Source organism: Mycolicibacterium gadium (assembly GCF_010728925.1).
Classification (GTDB): Bacteria; Actinomycetota; Actinomycetes; order Mycobacteriales; family Mycobacteriaceae; genus Mycobacterium; species Mycobacterium gadium.
This window is the reverse complement of the sequence record NZ_AP022608.1, coordinates 3864475-3882427: the sequence shown is the minus strand read 5'-3', so window position 1 is coordinate 3882427 and position 17953 is coordinate 3864475. Positions and strand designations below refer to the sequence as shown.

14 protein-coding genes and 2 pseudogenes are annotated in these 17953 nt (G+C 68.3%); 11 read left to right on the top strand and 5 right to left on the bottom strand.

The window, feature by feature from the left end:
- Positions 1-206 precede the first annotated feature (206 nt).
- The 7 genes from ssd to G6N36_RS29905 all read left to right on the top strand — a co-directional run bounded on the left by ssd (position 207) and on the right by G6N36_RS29905 (position 4708).
- Entirely contained in the window at positions 207-1280 is a 1074-nt protein-coding gene (gene ssd / locus G6N36_RS19140; RefSeq protein WP_163688479.1) for a septum site-determining protein Ssd, read from the top strand.
- On the top strand, positions 1277-2443 hold the full coding sequence (locus tag G6N36_RS19135; RefSeq protein WP_163688478.1) for a TadA family conjugal transfer-associated ATPase: 1167 nt from the start codon (positions 1277-1279) through the stop codon (positions 2441-2443). Before ssd ends, G6N36_RS19135 begins: the two co-directional genes overlap by 4 nt.
- Positions 2440-3234 carry a type II secretion system F family protein gene (locus G6N36_RS19130; RefSeq protein ID WP_163688477.1) on the top strand — a complete coding sequence of 265 codons (795 nt, stop codon included), beginning with the start codon at positions 2440-2442 and terminating at the stop codon, positions 3232-3234. Before G6N36_RS19135 ends, G6N36_RS19130 begins: the two co-directional genes overlap by 4 nt.
- Positions 3231-3806, top strand: coding sequence for a type II secretion system F family protein (locus G6N36_RS19125; protein WP_163688476.1), 576 nt, complete (start codon positions 3231-3233; stop codon positions 3804-3806). Before G6N36_RS19130 ends, G6N36_RS19125 begins: the two co-directional genes overlap by 4 nt.
- Positions 3807-3871: 65 nt before the next feature.
- A complete protein-coding gene (locus tag G6N36_RS19120) occupies positions 3872-4039 on the top strand; it encodes a DUF4244 domain-containing protein (protein WP_163688475.1) in 168 nt (55 codons plus the stop codon).
- Positions 4040-4098: 59 nt separating this feature from the next.
- The gene (locus tag G6N36_RS29910; protein WP_308205920.1) at positions 4099-4362 is read left to right on the top strand and encodes a TadE family type IV pilus minor pilin; all 264 of its coding nucleotides are present in this window, start codon (positions 4099-4101) and stop codon (positions 4360-4362) included.
- Between the two features lie 31 nt (positions 4363-4393).
- Positions 4394-4708 (top strand): Rv3654c family TadE-like protein, encoded by a 315-nt coding sequence (locus G6N36_RS29905; RefSeq protein WP_235690308.1) that lies wholly within the window; start codon positions 4394-4396, stop codon positions 4706-4708.
- Here G6N36_RS29905 and G6N36_RS19110 read toward each other — a convergent pair.
- Complete coding sequence (locus G6N36_RS19110) at positions 4694-5677, bottom strand: PAS domain-containing protein (protein WP_163688473.1); 984 nt, start codon at positions 5675-5677, stop codon at positions 4694-4696. The genes G6N36_RS29905 and G6N36_RS19110 overlap by 15 nt on opposite strands.
- A 307-nt stretch (positions 5678-5984) precedes the next feature.
- A complete protein-coding gene (locus G6N36_RS19105) occupies positions 5985-8315 on the bottom strand; it encodes a DNA 3'-5' helicase SftH (RefSeq protein ID WP_163688472.1) in 2331 nt (776 codons plus the stop codon).
- 273 nt (positions 8316-8588) lie between these two features.
- On the opposite strand from G6N36_RS19105, the gene G6N36_RS19100 reads away from it, so the two are divergent.
- The 3 genes from G6N36_RS19100 to topA all read left to right on the top strand — a co-directional run bounded on the left by G6N36_RS19100 (position 8589) and on the right by topA (position 12438).
- The gene (locus G6N36_RS19100) at positions 8589-8792 is read left to right on the top strand and encodes a cold-shock protein (protein WP_006243848.1); all 204 of its coding nucleotides are present in this window, start codon (positions 8589-8591) and stop codon (positions 8790-8792) included.
- Between the two features lie 124 nt (positions 8793-8916).
- On the top strand, positions 8917-9495 hold the full coding sequence (locus G6N36_RS19095; RefSeq protein WP_163688471.1) for a hypothetical protein: 579 nt from the start codon (positions 8917-8919) through the stop codon (positions 9493-9495).
- A 135-nt stretch (positions 9496-9630) separates the two neighbouring features.
- Entirely contained in the window at positions 9631-12438 is a 2808-nt protein-coding gene (gene topA, locus G6N36_RS19090; protein ID WP_163688470.1) for a type I DNA topoisomerase, read from the top strand.
- Here topA and G6N36_RS19085 read toward each other — a convergent pair.
- Entirely contained in the window at positions 12435-14048 is a 1614-nt protein-coding gene (locus tag G6N36_RS19085; RefSeq protein ID WP_163688469.1) for an adenylate/guanylate cyclase domain-containing protein, read from the bottom strand. The two genes, topA and G6N36_RS19085, sit on opposite strands and share 4 nt — an antisense overlap.
- A gap of 92 nt (positions 14049-14140) precedes the next feature.
- On the opposite strand from G6N36_RS19085, the pseudogene G6N36_RS19080 reads away from it, so the two are divergent.
- Positions 14141-14932 (top strand): annotated as a pseudogene (locus tag G6N36_RS19080) (DNA polymerase III subunit delta'); the annotation flags it as partial.
- A gap of 541 nt (positions 14933-15473) precedes the next feature.
- Here the strand turns inward: G6N36_RS19080 and G6N36_RS19075 are convergent.
- Positions 15474-16966, bottom strand: a pseudogene (locus G6N36_RS19075) (hypothetical protein); the annotation flags it as partial.
- Positions 16963-17940, bottom strand: coding sequence for a UDP-glucose 4-epimerase GalE (galE, locus tag G6N36_RS19070; RefSeq protein WP_163688468.1), 978 nt, complete (start codon positions 17938-17940; stop codon positions 16963-16965). The pseudogene G6N36_RS19075 and the gene galE, both read right to left, overlap by 4 nt.
- Positions 17941-17953: the final 13 nt, after the last annotated feature.

Genomic DNA, 17953 nt, shown 5'->3' with positions numbered 1-17953 from the left:
CCGCTTTCCGTCGCCCAGCCGCTCCGTTTGCGGGCCGGGTCCTCATTGTCGCAAGGTTCGTCTTTCGGACAGATGGTCCGACGCTCCGAAGTTGCGGAATATGGTTTTCGCCGTCAATTTTTGCCGGTTGTCCCCAATTTGCGGTTCATCCACAGAGTCCGGGTTGACCGTGGCGCGGGGTTAGCGACAGCCCGCATGGTGGGCTCATGGGAACCACCGCCGGGATTCTCGCTCTGACGGGCGACGCTGAGCTGCGCGACGACGTTGATCGCATCGCCGCCGCGGCCGGTGTCCCCGTCGTTCACGCCAGCGAACCGTCCGGTCGCAAGGTCTGGACGGCCGCGGTGGCCGTCCTGCTCGACCGCGGGGCGGCCGAGCACTGCGCGCAGCGGCTGTTACCGAGGCGCGGTGCCGTCATCCTGATCACGCGGTCGGAGCCCGGCCCTGCCGATTTCCAGGCCGCCATTGCAGTCGGGGCGCAGCGCGTCGTGGCCCTGCCCGCCCAGGACGGCGAGCTGATGGCCGAGCTGTCCGAAGCTGCCGAAGCCGCAGTGGCCGCCGTCGCGCGCGGGGCGGTGGCCGCAGTCATCGCGGGACGGGGTGGAGCGGGCGCATCGGTGTTCGCGGCCGCGCTGGCGCAGACCGCGGGTCAGGTGAACGAGGCGCTGCTGATCGACACCGATCCGTGGAGCGGCGGCATCGACCTCCTGCTGGGGATCGAGGCGGACGGCGGACTGCGCTGGCCGGATCTGACACTGCAGGGCGGACGGCTGAACTATGCCGCCCTACGCGATGCGCTGCCAAGGCAACACGGCGTTTGTGTGCTCTCGGGCGGTCGTGGAGGCGGTGACGTCGACGCCCTGCCCCTCGGCGCCGTCGTGGATGCGGGCAGCCGGGGCGGTGCGACGGTGATCTGCGACGTGCCGCGGCGATCGACCGCGGCCGCCGAGACCGCGCTCGAATCCGCGGATCTCGCCATTCTCGTCACCCCGGCCGATGTGCGGTCCTGCGCTGCGGCCGAACGCGTCGCACGCTGGGTTTCCACGGTGAACCCGAACGTGGGCCTGGTCGTGCGGGGGCCCGCGCCGGGTGGGCTGCGATCCTCCGACGTCGCCGCGATCGTCGGTCTTCCACTCCTCGCCGCGATGCGACCGCAAGCCGGCATCGCCGAGACCCTGGAACACGGTGGTCTTCGGCTGCGCCGCCGGTCCCCGCTCGCAGGTGCCGCGCGCCGGGTGATGGCGGTATTGCAGCAGCATCCGGTGGTGAGCGCGGCATGAGCGCCTCGCTGGTCGAGCGCGTCCGCGAGCGGCTGGCCGCGGAGTCCGGACCCCTGCGGCCGACCGCGGTCGCGGCCGCCATCCGAGCGGAGTCCGGCGGGCTGCTCGGGGACGCCGAGGTGCTCAGCAGCCTGCGCGTATTGCAGACCGAACTCACCGGAGCGGGTGTGCTCGACCCGCTGCTGCGTGCGGAGGGCACCACCGATGTTCTGGTCACCGCGCCCGACGCGGTGTGGGTCGACGACGGTGACGGCCTGCGGCGCACGTCGATTCGGTTCGCCGACGACGATGCCGTGCGGCGATTGGCGCAACGCCTTGCGTTGTCGGCCGGACGTCGGCTCGACGAGGCGCAACCCTGGGTGGACGGCCAGCTGACCGGACTGGGCAGCGGGCAGTGCACCGTGCGTCTGCACGCGGTGCTGTCGCCGATCGCCCCCGCGGGAACGTGTCTGTCCCTGCGGGTGCTCCGACCCGCTACGCAGGATCTCGCCGCCCTGATGCGGACGGGAGCCATCGAGCCGTCGGCCGCTGCGCTGCTGAACGAGGTCATCGCCGCACGCCTTGCCCTGCTGGTGTCAGGGGGCACTGGCGCGGGAAAGACCACGATGCTGGCCGCCATCCTCGGCGCGGTTCCCGCGCACGAGCGCGTCGTCTGTGTCGAGGACGCCGCCGAACTGGAGCCGGCACATCCGCATGTGGTGAAACTCGTTGCGCGACCGGCAAACGTCGAGGGGGTCGGCGAAGTGACCGTGCGCGACCTGGTCAAGCAGGCTCTGCGGATGCGACCTGACCGAATCGTCGTCGGCGAGGTTCGCGGCGCCGAGGTGGTCGACTTGCTCGCCGCCCTCAACACCGGTCACGACGGCGGAGCGGGGACCGTACATGCCAACAGTCCGGCCGAGGTGCCGGCGCGACTCGAAGCGCTTGCTGCGGTCGGCGGACTGGACCGGGGTGCGCTGCACAGTCAGCTCGCGGCGGCCGTGCAGGTGCTCGTCCACGTCAGCCGTGATCGCGACGGTCGACGCCGGCTCAGCGAGGTCGCGGTGCTCACCGCCGCCGCCGACGGCCGCGTCCGTGCAGTGACCGCCTGGCGTACGGGCATCGGATTCGATCGCGGCGCCGAGCAACTGCGAACGCTCGTGCATGAGCGGCGGCAGGCATGAGCGGTGCAGCCCTGGCGCTGGCACTCGCGCTGCTGACGGCGCCTGGACCAGCGCAGCACCGACTCCGTTCGCGGGTCCCCGCCGGCTCGTCCTCACCGAGAATCGCGATGTGGCTTCTCGTTCCCTGCGGTGTGGCGTTGACACTCGCATTGGGTGCGGTCATCTCGACCGGAGCTGTTGTCGCCGCGGCCATTGTTGGCGCGACCGTCGAGATGCGGCGGCGAAGCCGGCGGCGGCGCCGGACTCGCGACGCCGAAGCCGCCGCGCTCAGGGGTGCGCTGGACGTCCTCGTCGGAGAATTGCGGGTCGGCGCCCACCCCGTCACCGCCTTCGATGTCGCCGCCGATGACACCGACGGCGGCGTCGCGTCAGCGCTGCGGACGATCGCGGCGCGCGCACGGTTGGGCGCCGATGTCGTCGCGGGCATGCTCAGCGTCGCGCGGCGGTCGTCGCTGCCCGCGCACTGGGAGCGGCTCGCGGTGTGTTGGCAGCTGGCTCAGACGCACGGCCTGGCGATCGGCACGCTCATGCAGACCGCGCAGCGGGATCTGGTTGAGCGGCAAAGGTTCTCCTCCCGTGTCGACGCCGGTATGGCCGGAGCGCGCACCACCGCCACCGTGCTTGCGGGCCTGCCCGCCGTCGGCATCGCACTCGGACAGCTGATCGGAGCCGACCCGCTGGGCTTCCTCCTCGCCGGGGGATTCGGCGAATGGCTGTTGATTCTGGGAGTGCTGCTGGCCTGCGCCGGTCTGCTGTGGTGCGACCGGATCACCTGTGCGGTGGTGAAATGACCTACGCTGCAATGCTATTGGCCGTCGCGATACTGCTCAGCGCCGAGAGCTCGCGGACTCGCATCCAGGTGCGAGGTCTCGGGGTGGAGAGGCCGGGGCGCCGCACCACCGCCCCCGCGGACGATCCGCTGGCCACGGCGTCGGCCCTGGAGGTGCTGGCCGCGTGTCTGCGGTCGGGAATGGCGGTGTCGGCAGCCGCAGCTGCGACAGCGCCGTCCGCGCCGCCCCCTCTCGGCCAAATCCTGAATCGCGCTGCAGACCTGCTCGCGCTCGGGGCCGATCCAGCGACGGCGTGGTCGGACCCTGCGAACACCGACGGCCAGACCGACGCGTTCGTGCGCCTGGCCCGTCGGTCCGCCTCCTCGGGCGCCGCGTTGGCGCAGGGCGTCGCCGAGTTGGCCTCGCAGTCGCGCGACGATGCCGCCGACGCCGCCCGCGCCGCGGCCGAACGGGCGTCGGTGCTGATCGCGGGGCCGCTGGGCCTGTGCTATCTGCCGGCGTTCCTATGTCTGGGCATCGTGCCCGTCGTGGCGGGGCTGGCGGGGGATGTGTTGCGTTCCGGTGTGTTGTAAGGGGTTTCGAGTGATGGGGAGGAAATCAATTGATACGCAGATGGGTTCGCTCGGTGCAGGCGCGAATGACCGTGATGATCGTGGACGACAGTGGCATGTCCACGGTCGAGTACGCGATCGGCACCATCGCGGCGGCGGCGTTCGGCGCGATTCTGTACACCGTCGTGACGGGAGACTCGATCGTCAGCGCGTTGACCAACATCATCAACCGCGCGCTGAACACCAACGTCTAGGCGGCGAGGTCGGCGGTGCCACGGTCGAAGCGGCGCTCGGGATTGCGGGCCTGGTCGCGGTGCTGCTGCTGTGCGCAGCGGGTCTCACCGCAGTTGCTATGCACGTCCGGTGCGTCGACGCGGCCCGGGAGGCCGCACGCCTGGCAGCGCGTGGCGACGACGGCTCGAATGCCGCCCGAGCCATCGCGCCCGAGGGCGCTTCGGTGCGCCTTCGTCGAGACGGTGCCCACGTCGTCGCGACCGTCTCGGCGCAATCGGTTCTCCTTCCGGGGATCGTCATCGCCGGCCGCGCCGTCGCCGCGGTGGAACCTGGTCAGCGCTGAGTCGGGGTCGGTCACGTTGGTCGCCGTCGCGATGATGGCGGTGCTGCTGGCGATCAGCATCGCCTGCGTGTACCTCGGGTCGGCCGTCGTCGCGCGCCATCGTGCCCAGGCAGCGGCCGATCTCGCAGCGCTCGCGGCCGCGGGTGGACTCGTACACGGGGCCCAGACCGCGTGCGGACATGCGGTCGCAGTGGCCGAGGCGATGGGCTCGTCGGTCGCGGACTGCTCGATGCGCGGTCTCAACGTCGTGGTCGCCGTCGAAGTGCCTACCGTGCTGGGCCGGTTTGGTGTCGGCACCGCACGTGCGATCGCCCGGGCTGGTCCCGTCGACTCAGGCCTGACGTAGCGTCGCCAGTCCGGCGAACACGTCGTCCTCGAGCTCGACACGGTTGATCGTCACGTGCACAGCCGCCCACCCGCCGTCGTTGGCCGCCAGTCGCAGCGTGGCCGACGTACTTCCGCTAACGAATTCCTCTGTCATTCTTGCGATCTGGGTGCGATCGTCGGGATGCACGAGGTGATCACCGCCCAGGCTCGCGCGCCAGATGAAGAAGGGCGCGGGATCGTCGAGCCACTTCAGCAGCGTCCAGTTCGTCAGGTCGACGAGCGCACGGTGAGCGCCGGGCTGCGCGAGCCCCTTGAGGATGCGCTGCGCCAGGTAGTCGGGTGAATCCCCGTCGGTGTCGCGTTCGCCCCGCCAGTTCATCGCCCGGAGGATCAGTCGGGTGCTCCCGTCGTCCTCCTCCTCGGCGAGCACACGCGCGACGAAGCCAATGGTGATCGGTTCGCCGCGATAGTCCGTGACGTCCCAGGAGTTGCAGATCGTTTGGCCCGGTTCACGCGTGATCGTCATCGAGAGGACCTTTGCCTCGCTCGGATTGAGGTCACGCTTCGGCAGGTCTTCGGCGAACGCCCTGCCGTGCAACACCTGACTATCCGGCGCCCATCCGCTGTTGTGCAGCGACTCCGTGGTGTCGGTCGCGGTGCCGCTGGTGAGGTCCCAGACCAGCGGGCCGGGGACCGGGCGCGCGGGCGGTTCCATGTCGGGCGGGCCAATCCATACGTGCACACCGTGGATCCGCCCGTCGGTCATCTGGACGACCTCGGTGCGGATTACGCGGTCGTTTTTGGGCGTGATGCTGCTCAAGCCCTGTCTCGCCCGCACGGTCTCACCGATAGCGGTCTGGATCGCCATCAAATGCGGATTGCGCCGCAGGAACGCGCTGACCGGGACCAGGTTCTTGGTCCGGCGACCCTGGGCAACCACGGCGGGTTCGCTGCCCAGAGTTTCCACGAGCAGCCAGTCGTGGTTCATTAGGGCAGTTTAGGGCCGAGCGCCAGATCTCCAGCAGCCAGCAGTCGCCTACGAAATCCGTGGCAACGTGACGGTTCTGCATGGCAATTCGTTGGTTTTTGGGGTGCTATTTCTCGCAAACAGAGTTGCAACACCCGCTCCGACAAGGTAATTTGCGATTGCACCCGGTCTATCCGGACTTGGGAACGGATCGCGTTGTCCGACTGTTCTCCGCAAATGAAATGCCAGGCGTTTCCACGCGTAAGGCGCTCCATCCGCGTTACCGCGGGGGCGACTGTTCGAGGGGTCAGTCGCCCCTGTGGCGGTATCACCGGCCCGCGCCCCCGAGTTCGGCCAGTACCAGCCGCAGCACGGTGATCGCCCCGTGTTTGTCGAGTGGATCGTTCCCGTTTCCGCATTTCGGTGATTGCACGCACGATGGGCACCCCGTTGCGCACTCGCAGGCCTCGATCGCCGCCGCGGTCGCCGCCCACCAGGTACCCATCTTCTCGAAACCGCGGTCGGCGAATCCCGCGCCGCCGGGGTAGCCGTCGTAGACGAATATCGTCGGCAATCCGTCGACCGGGCCGATCGCGGTCGACACCCCGCCGATGTCGCCGCGATCGCAGCTGGCGACCAACGGCAGCAATCCGATTGCCGCGTGTTCGGCCGCGTGCAACGAGCCGGGAACCCGCAGCGCCTCGATCCCGTTGCGCTGCAACGTCTCAGGCGTGATGGTGCACATCACCGCCATGGTCTCCAGAGTACGCGTCGGCATATCGAGTTCGACGAAGTCGATGACTTCACCGGTCAGCCGGCGACGGAGGTACCCGATGACGGTGTTCGTCACCGACACCGGGACCAGCCCGACCGTGACGGGCCCGTACGCCTTCCGCTCGCCCTCGCCGGTGACGGCGATGTCGGTCAGTTCGCGCGCGAACGTGGTGTAGCCGGGATCCTCGGCGTGGACGAACGCGACACCGTCCTCGAAATCGAGCGAGTCGACGACGTAGCTCTCACCCTGATGCAGGTAGACGGCCCCCGGATGAACCGACGCCGGCGCCTGGCCGGCCCCCGCACTACCCAGCATCCGGCCCGTGCCGGCTTCCAGTATCGCGATCTGGCCGCCCGACGAGCCGCGGATGTCGACGGCCGGGTGTGGATCGACACCGGGAGTGGCGAAGTAGCCTGCGGGCCGCTTGCGCAGCAGACCGTCGTCGACGAGCGCGGCCACGACCGCCTCGGCGTTCCACATCCGCACCTCGGCTTCGGTCAGCGGTAGTTCGGTCGCGGCGCAGAGGAGTTGCGGCCCAAGCACATACGGGTTGGACGGGTCGATGACCACCCGCTCGATCGGTTTGTCCAACAGCGCCGCCGGATGATGAACGAGGTACGTGTCGAGTGGATCGTCGCGGGCGATCAACACGATCAGGGCACTTTGACCCCGGCGACCGGCGCGACCGGCCTGCTGCCAGAAGGACGTCACCGTGCCGGGGAATCCGGCCAGCACGACGGCATCGAGGCCTGCGATGTCGACGCCGAGCTCCAGGGCGTTGGTGGTCGCCAACCCCCGCAATTCGCCATCGGCGAGTGCGCGTTCCAGCGCGCGACGGTCTTCGGCCAGATAGCCCGCCCGGTATGACGCCACCCGGTCGGCGAGGTCGGGTGCGAGTTCTTCCAGCCGTGCACGTGCACCGAGTGCGGTGAGTTCGGCGCCGCGCCGCGAGCGCACGAACGTCAAGGTGCGGGCACCCTCGGCAATCAGATTCCCCATCACCTGGGCCGCGTCGGCACCTGCCGAACGTCGCACCGGCGCACCGTTTTCACCGACGATGTCGTCGAGCAGCGCCGGCTCCCAGAGCGCGACGGTGCGCGCGCCCTGTGGAGAACCGTCCTGGGTGACCTCTGCGACCGTCTCGCCGATCAGCTCCGACGCGGTGATGGCTGGGGAGGCGGTGGTGGCGCTGGCGAAGATCACCGTGGGCCCCGACCCGGTCGCCGAATAGCGCGTGCACAAACGCAGTAGTCGCCTTAGGACCATGGCTACGTTGGAGCCGAAAACACCACGGTAGTAATGGCATTCGTCGACAACGACGTAGCGCAGGTTCCGCAGGAAGACCGCCCAACGGGCATGGTTGCGTAGCAGCGAAAGGTGGATCATGTCGGGATTGGAGAAGATCCACCGCGACCGTTCGCGCGCGAACCGTCGCACATCGGTCGGGCTGTCACCGTCGTATGAGCTCGGGGCGACATCGTGCAGCGCGGGTATCGCCTCGGTGAGTGCCACCGCGGCGCGCAACTGATCGTGGCCGAGCGCCTTGGTCGGCGACAGATACAGAACCCGGGAGCGCGAATCACTTTTCAGCGCCGTCAATATGGGTAGTTGGTAGGCCAGCGACTTGCCCGAGGCCGTACCCGTGCTGAGCACGACGTGGCGGCCGGTGTGGGCGAGGTCGGCAGCGGTGAGCTGATGCGACCACGGCGCCTTGATACCGCGATCAACAAACGCCTGCACCACATCTGGGTCGGCCCACTGGGGCCAGCTGTGTTGGTGTCCCTGTCGCGGGGGCAGATCGGCGACATGACGCAACGGGTTGTGCCCGCCCTCAGTGGCCCCGTCGACCGCGCAAGCGAGCAGCTCGCGGCCGAAATCTGCCATTACATGCCCTCCTGAGACGGTCCGTACGTGAATTGTTCCCCAATCGATCGCTTCTCCACTGTCGCCGCAGCCCAGAACGTGATTGACTGATCGCGGTCGCAGCTTCTGTGTTCGTTATTTCGCTCGCAGGATCGACGTTGCGATCGCGGTTCCTGCGAGGGTTGTAGGTCGGGTCGAGTTCCGAGCACTCCACGAAGGTATGGCGGTCGGAACGGGCCCGGTGCACCGGAATGGTGAACCGCACCCGGTAAGAAGAGAAGGAAAGTACGAGAGATGCCACAGGGAACTGTGAAGTGGTTCAACGCGGAAAAGGGCTTCGGGTTCATCGCTCCCGAGGACGGTTCTGCTGACGTGTTCGTCCACTACACGGAAATTCAAGGAAGCGGCTTCCGCACCCTTGAGGAGAACCAGAAGGTCGAGTTCGAGGTTGGCCAGAGCCCCAAGGGCCCGCAGGCCACAGGCGTTCGCGCCGTCTAACCGACACACTTGAAGGAAACCCCCCGCACGGCTCCGACAACGAGCACCGCGGGGGTGTTTTCGTTTGTGGGGCGCCCGGCCCGGCGATCCGCCGGTGCGGCGGTCCCTGGCTTAGTGTCGAACCGTGAGCCAGCTGTCCTTCTTCTCTGCCGAGTCGGTGCCGCCCGCCGTGGCCGACTTGACCGGGATACTCGCCGCACCGGGTCAGGTGGTGCTGGTGGGTGCGGGCGCGCGCCTGTCGGTTGTGGTCGACCAGGTGTGGCGTGCCCAGGCGCTGGCCGAGATGATGATCGAGGCCGGCCTGGAGCCCGAGATCGCCCGCACCGACGAGAACAACCCGCTGGTGCGCACCGCCGTCGATGCTCGCCTGGTCGATATTGCGGCGGATTGGACACGTGGCGCCGTCAAGACCGTGCCGCCGCAGTGGTTACCCGGGCCGAGGGAGTTGCGGGCCTGGACGCTCGCCGCAGGCACCACAGAGGCCGACCGCTATCTCCTCGGACTGGACCCGCACGCGCCTGACACGCATTCACCACTCGCGTCGGCGATGATGCGAATCGGGATAGCCCCGACTCTGATCGGAACCAGAGGGTCCCGTCCAGCGCTGCGAATCAGCGGCCGCCGCCGACTATCGCGCCTGGTAGAGAACGTGGGGGAACCACCTGGGAACGTCGACGCGTTTGCCCAGTGGCCCAGGATCTGAGGCTGCGCAACCGGGGGGTCAGTTTGCGTCGGCCCTCGCAGAATGCGAAATTGTCAGTTGCCGACGAGGCCGTGGCGCATATTGAGCGCGTAACCGGGCGTTGTAGGCAATAGAAAGAGTGGAGCGAAGGCACTGGTGGCAGACGGGGACGGCAGTAGCGGCCGCAACGGTAATGTGCGGCGACTCGTCATAGTCGAGTCGCCCACCAAGGCTCGTAAAATAGCCGGTTACCTGGGTTCCAATTACATCGTCGAGTCGTCGCGGGGGCACATCCGCGACCTGCCGAGGGCGGCCGCCGATGTACCCGCGAAGTACAAGTCGGAGTCGTGGGCCCGCCTCGGAGTCAACGTCGATGCCGACTTCGAGCCGCTGTACATCATCAGCCCGGAGAAGAAGAGCACTGTCGCGGAGCTGAAAGACCTGCTCAAGGACGTCGACGAGCTATATCTGGCCACTGACGGCGACCGCGAGGGCGAGGCCATCGCGTGGCACCTGCTGGAAACGCTGAAACCGCGCATCCCGGTCAAGCGGATGGTGTTCCACGAGATCACCGAACCGGCCATCCGCGCCGCCGCCGAGGACCCCCGCGACCTGGACAACGACCTGGTCGACGCGCAGGAGACCCGGCGCATTCTGGACCGGCTGTACGGCTACGAGGTCAGCCCGGTGCTGTGGAAGAAGGTCGCGCCCAAGCTGTCGGCCGGCCGCGTGCAATCGGTCGCGACCCGCATCATCGTCTCGCGGGAGCGGGAACGGATGGCGTTCCGCAGTGCGGGCTATTGGGATGTGACCGCCGAACTCGACGCCAGCGTGTCGAACGCGGAGGCCTCACCGCCCACGTTCACGGCCAAGCTGAACTCCGTCGACGGTCGTCGCATCGCCACCGGCCGCGACTTCGACTCCCTTGGCGGGCTAAAGAAGCCCGACGAGGTGCTGGTGCTCGACGAGTCCGCGGCCGGCGCGCTGGCCACCGGACTGCGTGGCGCCCAACTCGAGGTGTCGTCCGTCGAGCAGAAGCCTTACACCCGTAAGCCTTACGCGCCGTTCATGACGTCGACGCTGCAGCAGGAGGCCGGCCGCAAGCTGCGGTTCTCCTCGGAGCGCACGATGAGCATCGCGCAGCGGCTCTACGAGAACGGCTACATCACCTATATGCGTACCGACTCGACGACCCTGTCGCAGTCGGCAATCAACGCCGCACGGAATCAGGCCACCCAGCTGTATGGCCAGGAGTACGTGCACCCGTCGCCGCGGCAGTACACCCGCAAGGTCAAGAACGCCCAGGAGGCGCACGAGGCCATCCGTCCCGCGGGTGACGTGTTCCAGACCCCCGGACAGTTGCACGCACAACTGGACACCGATGAGTTCCGGCTCTACGAGCTCATCTGGCAGCGCACCGTCGCGTCGCAGATGGCCGACGCCAGAGGCACGACGCTTTCGCTGCGCATTTCCGGACAGTCCAGGGACGGCCTGCAGGTCGTGTTCAGCGCCAGCGGCCGCACCATCACGTTCGCGGGCTTCCTGAAGGCCTACGTCGAAAGCATCGACGATCAGGCCGGCGGCGAGGCCGACGACGCCGAGAGTCGGCTGCCGAATCTGGAGCAGGGCCAGCGCGTCGACGCCAAGGAGCTCACCGCCGACGGCCACACCACGTCGCCGCCCGCTCGCTACACCGAGGCGTCGCTGATCAAGGCGCTGGAAGACCTCGGCATCGGTAGGCCGTCGACGTATTCCTCGATCATCAAGACGATCCAGGACCGCGGCTACGTGCACAAGAAGGGCAGCGCCCTGGTGCCGTCGTGGGTGGCGTTCGCCGTCACCGGCCTGCTCGAACAGCACTTCGGACGGCTGGTCGACTACGGCTTCACCGCGGCCATGGAAGATGAGCTCGACGAGATCGCCGCGGGCCACGAGCAGCGGACCAACTGGCTGACGAACTTCTACTTCGGCGGCGAGCATGGAGTGGCCGACTCGATCGCGCGCTCGGGCGGTCTCAAGAAACTGGTGGGCGTGAATCTCGAGGGTATCGATGCCCGAGAAGTCAACTCCATCAAGCTATTTGACGACGACCAGGGCCGCCCGATCTATGTCCGGGTCGGCAAGAACGGGCCGTATCTCGAGCGCATGGTGGCTGACGATGAGGGCGAGGCTGGGGAGCTCAAGCCACAGCGCGCCAATCTCAAGGACGAGCTGACGCCCGACGAGCTGACGCTCGAACTCGCCGAGAAGCTCTTCTCCACACCGCAAGAGGGCCGTTCGCTGGGTGTCGACCCGGCGACCGGACACGAGATCGTCGCGAAGGACGGTCGCTACGGCCCGTACGTCACCGAGGTGCTGCCCGCGCCTCCGGAGCCTCCCGACGACGGCGCGGGGTCGGGCGCGAAGAAGACCAAGAAGCCGACGGGTCCGAAGCCGCGCACCGGCTCGCTGTTGCGCACGATGGATCTCGAGACGGTGACGTTGGAAGACGCGCTGCGGCTGCTGTCGTTGCCGCGGGTGGTCGGTGTGGACCCGAACACGAACGAGGAGATCACGGCGCAGAACGGCCGCTATGGGCCGTATCTCAAGCGCGGCACCGACTCTCGGTCGCTGACCACCGAAGAGCAGATGTTCGACATCACACTCGACGAGGCCCTGAAGATCTACTCAGAGCCGAAACGCCGTGGCGGACAACGGGCTTCAGCGCCGCCGCTGCGCGAGCTCGGCAATGACCCCGCCAGCGGCAGCCCAATGGTGATCAAGGATGGTCGATTTGGGCCCTACGTCACCGACGGTGAGACCAACGCCAGCCTGCGCAAGGGTGACGACGTGATGTCGCTGACCGACGAGCGGGCCGCGGAGTTGCTTGCCGACCGCAGGGCCAGGGGACCGGTCAAGAAGAAAGCGACCAAGAAGGCCGCGAAGAAAAAAGCTCCCGCCAAGAAGGCGGCCAAGAAGGCCTAACGGGGCCGGGATTCCTCGACGACGTGCTCGCGTTCGGCGGCGGCCTCCTCCGGCGTCACCAGGTTCAGCGGCCGGGCCAACTGAGTCGGGGCGACCCGCCCGCGCAGTTCGACGATTTCGCCGACGTCCCAGCACAGGGCTTCGGCGTCGAGTGCACCGCTGACCGCGATGGCCGACGCGAGCACATGACCCGCCTCGAGCTTGGCCAATTCGGTCAGCCGCGCCGCCTCGTTGACCGGGTCGCCGATCACGGTGTATTCGAAACGCGCTTGCGCCCCGATGTGCCCGGCGATGGCGCGGCCGGCCGACACCCCGATTCCGAACTCGGTCTGGCCCAGCACCTTGATGACTTCGTCGTGTAGCTCGCGCGACGCCGCCAGCGCTGCTCCACACGCATCCGGATGCTCGATCGGGGCGCCGAAGATGGCCAGTGCCGCGTCGCCCTGGAACTTGTTGACGAACCCGCCGTGACGGTTGACGGTGTCGACGACCACCCGGAAGAAGTCGTTGAGGAGGTTCACCACCTCGCCGGCCGGGATGGTCGCCGCCAGCTGCGTCGAGCCGACGAGGTCGACGAACAGCACAGCGACGTCGCGCTCCTGGCCGCCGAGTTCGGTTCCGCGCTCCAGCGCCCGCCGGGCGACGTCCTCGCCGACGTAGCGGCCGAACAGGTCGCGCAGCCGCTGCCGCTCGGCGAGGTCACGGACCATGTCGTTGAAGCCCGCCTGCAGCAGGCCCAGCTCGCTGGCGTCGTAGATCTGCATGTGGGCGTTGTAGTTGCCGCGCTGCACCTCGCCCAGTGCCCAGCGCAGCTGGCGCAGCGGGTCGGCGATCGACATGGCCACCAGCACGGTGCCGAACAGGCCGATGATCAGCGCGGCGATGGCCAGCAGCAGGATCGGCGTGGTCAGCTTGTCGGCGGGTGCGGTGAGCACCTCGAACTTGCTGGCCACCAGAGCCAACACGATCGCGAGGATGGGCACTCCGGTCGACAGCACCCACGTCATGACCTGGCGCTGGATCACGCCGGGCGCGCGAAAGTTCTCGGGGACGCCGCCGCGCAGGGCGGCCACGGCGACCGGCCGCAACACCCGCTCCGACTGCAGATAGCCGATGATCGCCGTCGCGGTGGCGCCGAGGCCGCTGGCGACGGCCACGACCGGCGCCGACTTGCTGGCCACCGGCCAGCTGGCGACGATGAACACCACCGACCCGAGCATCCAGTTCGCGACGTTGATCATCGTGCGGTAGTAGGGCATCTTCAGCGCACGAACGCGCGCCAGCTCGGTGACGGCCGGGTCGCTGTCGGTCAGCAGCGTGTCCCGGCGTTGCCAGCGGATCACCGGGATGAGCAGCCGCAGGCTCAGGTACGACGCGGTCGTGAACGACACGAAGAGGAAGCCCAGGAACACCGCCAGGTTGAACGCCGGCAGGTCCTGCAGCTGGATGCGGTCCTCGGGCGGCAGGCCGAACCGCAGGAAGCTCAGGACCAGCAGGGCGCCGATGATGTCGGCCTGCAGCATCCCGAGGGTGAACACCGGCCACGGTGTGCGCGCGACCCAGCGGACGAATGCGCCGATTCGCCTGACGGGTATGGCCCCAGTGGTCACCGATCAACCGTATCGGTCAATGGGGACGGGAAAAGGCGCAAACGAGCCCTGTGGGGCGGACGTGTCGCTTCGCAGCACTACTGTTATCTGCGATGACGGGTGTCTTTTCGCGTCTGGTGGGCCAGCACGCCGTGGAAGCGGAGTTGATCGCCGCCGCGCAGGCCGCGCGCGGTGATTCGGCTCACAGCGCAGCCGCGACGGGGACGATGACACACGCGTGGTTGATCACCGGGCCGCCCGGGTCGGGCCGATCGATCGCCGCGCTGTGCTTTGCCGCCGCCCTGCAATGCACCGGCGACGGCGTTCCGGGCTGCGGGCAGTGCCGCGCCTGTTCGACGGCGATGGCCGGCACCCACGCCGATGTGCGCCGGATCGTGCCCGAGGGTCTGTCGATCGGCGTGGACGAGATGCGCGCCATCGTGCAGATCGCGTCGCGTCGGCCGGGAACGGGACGCTGGCAGGTGGTGCTGATCGAGGATGCCGACCGGCTGACCGAGGGTGCGGCGAACGCGCTGCTCAAGGTCGTCGAGGAACCGCCGCCGTCGACGGTGTTCCTGCTGTGCGCACCGTCGGTGGACCCCGAGGACATCGCGATCACGCTGAGGTCCCGGTGCAGACATGTGGCACTGGTGACGCCGCCGGTCGAAGCCATCGCGCAGGTGTTGATCTCCAACGATGGTCTGGCCGAGGATGACGCCCGGTGGGCGGCGTCGGTCAGCGGGGGACACGTCGGCAGGGCGCGGCGGCTGGCCGTCGACCAGGAGGCGCGTGACCGCCGTCAGCGGGCGCTGGGATTGGCGCGCGACGCTGCGACGCCGTCGCGGGCCTATGCCGCCGCGGAGGAACTGGTCGCCGCGGCCGAGGCGGAAGCGGTGTCGTTGACCGTGACCGCCGAACCGAGGCCAGGAGCTCGACCGCGGGGCCGGTCACCGCCGAGGGCACCGCGGGACGGTGCGCACGACCGGTGCGCTCGATCTTGGCGGGCAGAAGCGCGAGCGTGCGGTGCTCGACGACGCGGCCGGCGCGCTGGCCACCTACGCGTGCGAACCGAGGTGTCCCGCGAGCGCCCAACCGTAAGCCACGCGCGCATGGTCGAGGCCGCCCGCCGCGGCGCGACGAAGCACGCGCAGCGGCCGGCACCACCTGCGCGCTCGAGGACCCTGTCGGTCGTCGCCGCGGTCAGGCGAGCCAGCTGTATGGCCAGGTAGTGACGTCAGCGGCCCGGGTCGGAGGCGCAGACCAGCGGGGACGTCCAGACCGGCATGCGACAACTGGCAAATCCGGCTGGACTAGGCGCGCACCGTCGCCGCGATGGCACGCCCACGACGCTGTTGCTGCGCGGCCCGGGACGCCTGAACACCGGTTCAGCGCCGCGTGCACACTTGGCTTCCGACCTGTCAGCATCGCGTCAGGCGCCGGAGTCGCCAGCGGGCCATCTGGGGGGCAGCGGACAGGGCAGCGGGCAACCACCCGCTGACCGAGGTCGACCCGCGCCCTCGCATCGATGCTGCGCACCCACGTGACCTTCGCGTCGACCAGCCGGCCCGAGCTGTCCAGCATGCGCAGGTCGGTTCGGCGAATTCGGGCCGTCCCGGCAGCGCGAAGCATGTGGCTGGCCCTGGTCGCACGCCAGCACCAGTGACCTCCTGATCGAGCATCGCCGCGCTGGACCTTTGTGCGGCGCGGCTGCTGGCCATGAATGCGGTTGTGGCAACGACTGGTCGATCACGTCGCCGTTCGCTGCTGGCATGAATGGGTGTGGCAACCATCACGGCCGTTCGAGCGCGGGAGGCGTCCAGCCACTCGGTTCCCTCCCGGTTGGGGGCACACAGCCCGACGGCCGCCAGCAGGGCCAGCACGACGACGAGATCAGGCAGGTATCGCAGCGTCTGTGCCAACTCCAGCGCGGTGAACTGTGACGAGCGCATCAGATAGATCGGTATCTGGCAGGCCACCGCGTACCCGACCGCGACCAGCCACACCGCGCCGATACGACGCTTGCGCACGACGGTCAGTGTGATCACGGCCGCCAGCACCATCCAGCCCAGCACCATCAGGGTCACCGGCGGCGTGCCCCACGGCGATGCGGGCGCCCACCGCTGCCAATCCCATGGTCCACCAACGAGTCCGGGCACGATGCCGTGCGTCACCGACCGGGTCAGCAGATCCCACGTCATCGACCAGTCGAGGGTCCACCGCTTCTGGTCGACGACGGCGAGGTACACCGCGATCCATGCGGCCGTCACCGCCAGCGAGGAGACCCAGAGCCGAATACCTCGACGCCACACCGTCATCGGCGACCCCGTGCCGGTGACATAGGCCAGCAGCGCCGCCACCGCGAACGCGACGAACGGGACGACCGCGGCCTTCTCGAAGAACAGCAGACCGCCGACGAACACCAGCAGACCCGTCACGGCATAGCGCTGATTGCCGGTGCGCACCAGCAGCACGGCGTCGCCGCACACCCACGCCAGCGCCGCCAGCATGGGAAGGGAGTTCAACGCCGACGCCCACCACGCGAAGCCGGGCACGGCCATCGGGGTGAACAGTGCGAACGTCAACGGCACCAACAGGACCGGGCGCCAGCCGAGAATCACGTGCAGTGCCCGTAGCAGCGCCAGCGACGCCAGCAGCTGCAGCACGATCAGGCTCAGCGCGGGCAGGAACCATTGCAGCGGTGCCAGGCGCGTGATCCCACCGGCGACCAAGAATGCCGCGGGCATGACATGGCCGTCGTGGTCGTCGAACAGGTAGCCCGGCGAGAGCAGGTTCTGGGTGCCCGCGCGGCCGATGAGGATCAGGTCGTCCCAGTAGAAGTAGCCGCTGAACGCGAGCACCGCGCGAATGACAAGTTGCACCGCGACCAGCGCGACAGCGGCGCGGGCGACCCAGTTGCCTTGCTCGGTAATCCTTTTCACGCCGGATATGTGTCGCCGGCTTGGCTGCGCGCCGCCCACGCGGACGCCACCATCTCACCGAGCGAATGCCGCATCTTCCAGTCCAGGTCCCGGGCGGCCAGATCGCCTGCCGCGACGATGCGGGCCGGATCGCCGGGGCGACGGGGTTTGATGATTGGTTCGAACTCGATTCCGGTCGCTTCCCGAATCGCCGTCATGATCTCGCGCACGGATGTCCCGTCGCCGCTGCCGAGGTTGTAGACGGGTTCGACCGGCTGGCCGGCCGTCAGTCGTTTCGCGGCGGCAACGTGAGCCAGCGCGAGATCGGAGACGTGGATGTAGTCGCGCACACACGTGCCGTCCGGCGTCGGATAGTCGTCGCCGTTGATCTGTGGGGTCTCGCCCCGGTAGAGCATGTCGAAGACCAACGGGAACAGGTTGTGCGGACTCACGTCGAACAGTTCCGTCGAACCCGAGCCCACCACGTTGAAATATCGCAGGCTGGTGTGCTCGAGACCGGAGGCCCGCCCGGCGTCGCGCAGCAGCCATTCGCCGATCAGCTTGGTCTCGCCGTAGGGCGACTCCGGCCTGGTCGGGGTGTCCTCGGTGACGATGTCGACGTCCGGCGTGCCGAAGGTGGCCGCACTCGACGAGAACACCATCTTGTTGACGCCCTCGGCGTCCATCGCCTTGAGCAGCGTCACCATCGCCGACACGTTCTGCTCGTAGGTGTGCAGTGGTCGGCGGACGGAAACGCCGGCGTACTTGTAGCCGGCGATGTGGATGACGCCCTCGACGCCGTGGTCTCGCAGCGTCTGCGTGACGAGGTCACCGTCCAGCAGGGTGCCGCGCACGAACGGCACGGATTCGGGTACGAACTGCTCCAGCCCGGTCGAAAGGTCGTCGAGCACCACCACCGGAATCTCGGCGTCTTGGAGGGCGCGGACCACGTGTGACCCGATGTAGCCCGCCCCGCCCGTCACCATCCACGTCATGTTGGAGCCGAGT

What these genes read in the sequence shown, in the direction of transcription:
- ssd (WP_163688479.1), top strand. Translation starts at nt 207, where the DNA reads ATGGGAACCACCGCCGGGATTCTCGCTCTGACGGGCGACGCTGAGCTG.
- G6N36_RS19135 (WP_163688478.1), top strand. Translation starts at nt 1,277, where the DNA reads ATGAGCGCCTCGCTGGTCGAGCGCGTCCGCGAGCGGCTGGCCGCGGAG.
- G6N36_RS19130 (WP_163688477.1), top strand. Translation starts at nt 2,440, where the DNA reads ATGAGCGGTGCAGCCCTGGCGCTGGCACTCGCGCTGCTGACGGCGCCT.
- G6N36_RS19125 (WP_163688476.1), top strand. Translation starts at nt 3,231, where the DNA reads ATGACCTACGCTGCAATGCTATTGGCCGTCGCGATACTGCTCAGCGCC.
- G6N36_RS19120 (WP_163688475.1), top strand. Translation starts at nt 3,872, where the DNA reads ATGACCGTGATGATCGTGGACGACAGTGGCATGTCCACGGTCGAGTAC.
- G6N36_RS29905 (WP_235690308.1), top strand. Translation starts at nt 4,394, where the DNA reads ATGATGGCGGTGCTGCTGGCGATCAGCATCGCCTGCGTGTACCTCGGG.
- G6N36_RS19110 (WP_163688473.1), bottom strand. Translation starts at nt 5,677, where the DNA reads ATGAACCACGACTGGCTGCTCGTGGAAACTCTGGGCAGCGAACCCGCC.
- G6N36_RS19105 (WP_163688472.1), bottom strand. Translation starts at nt 8,315, where the DNA reads ATGGCAGATTTCGGCCGCGAGCTGCTCGCTTGCGCGGTCGACGGGGCC.
- G6N36_RS19100 (WP_006243848.1), top strand. Translation starts at nt 8,589, where the DNA reads ATGCCACAGGGAACTGTGAAGTGGTTCAACGCGGAAAAGGGCTTCGGG.
- galE (WP_163688468.1), bottom strand. Translation starts at nt 17,940, where the DNA reads ATGACGTGGATGGTGACGGGCGGGGCGGGCTACATCGGGTCACACGTG.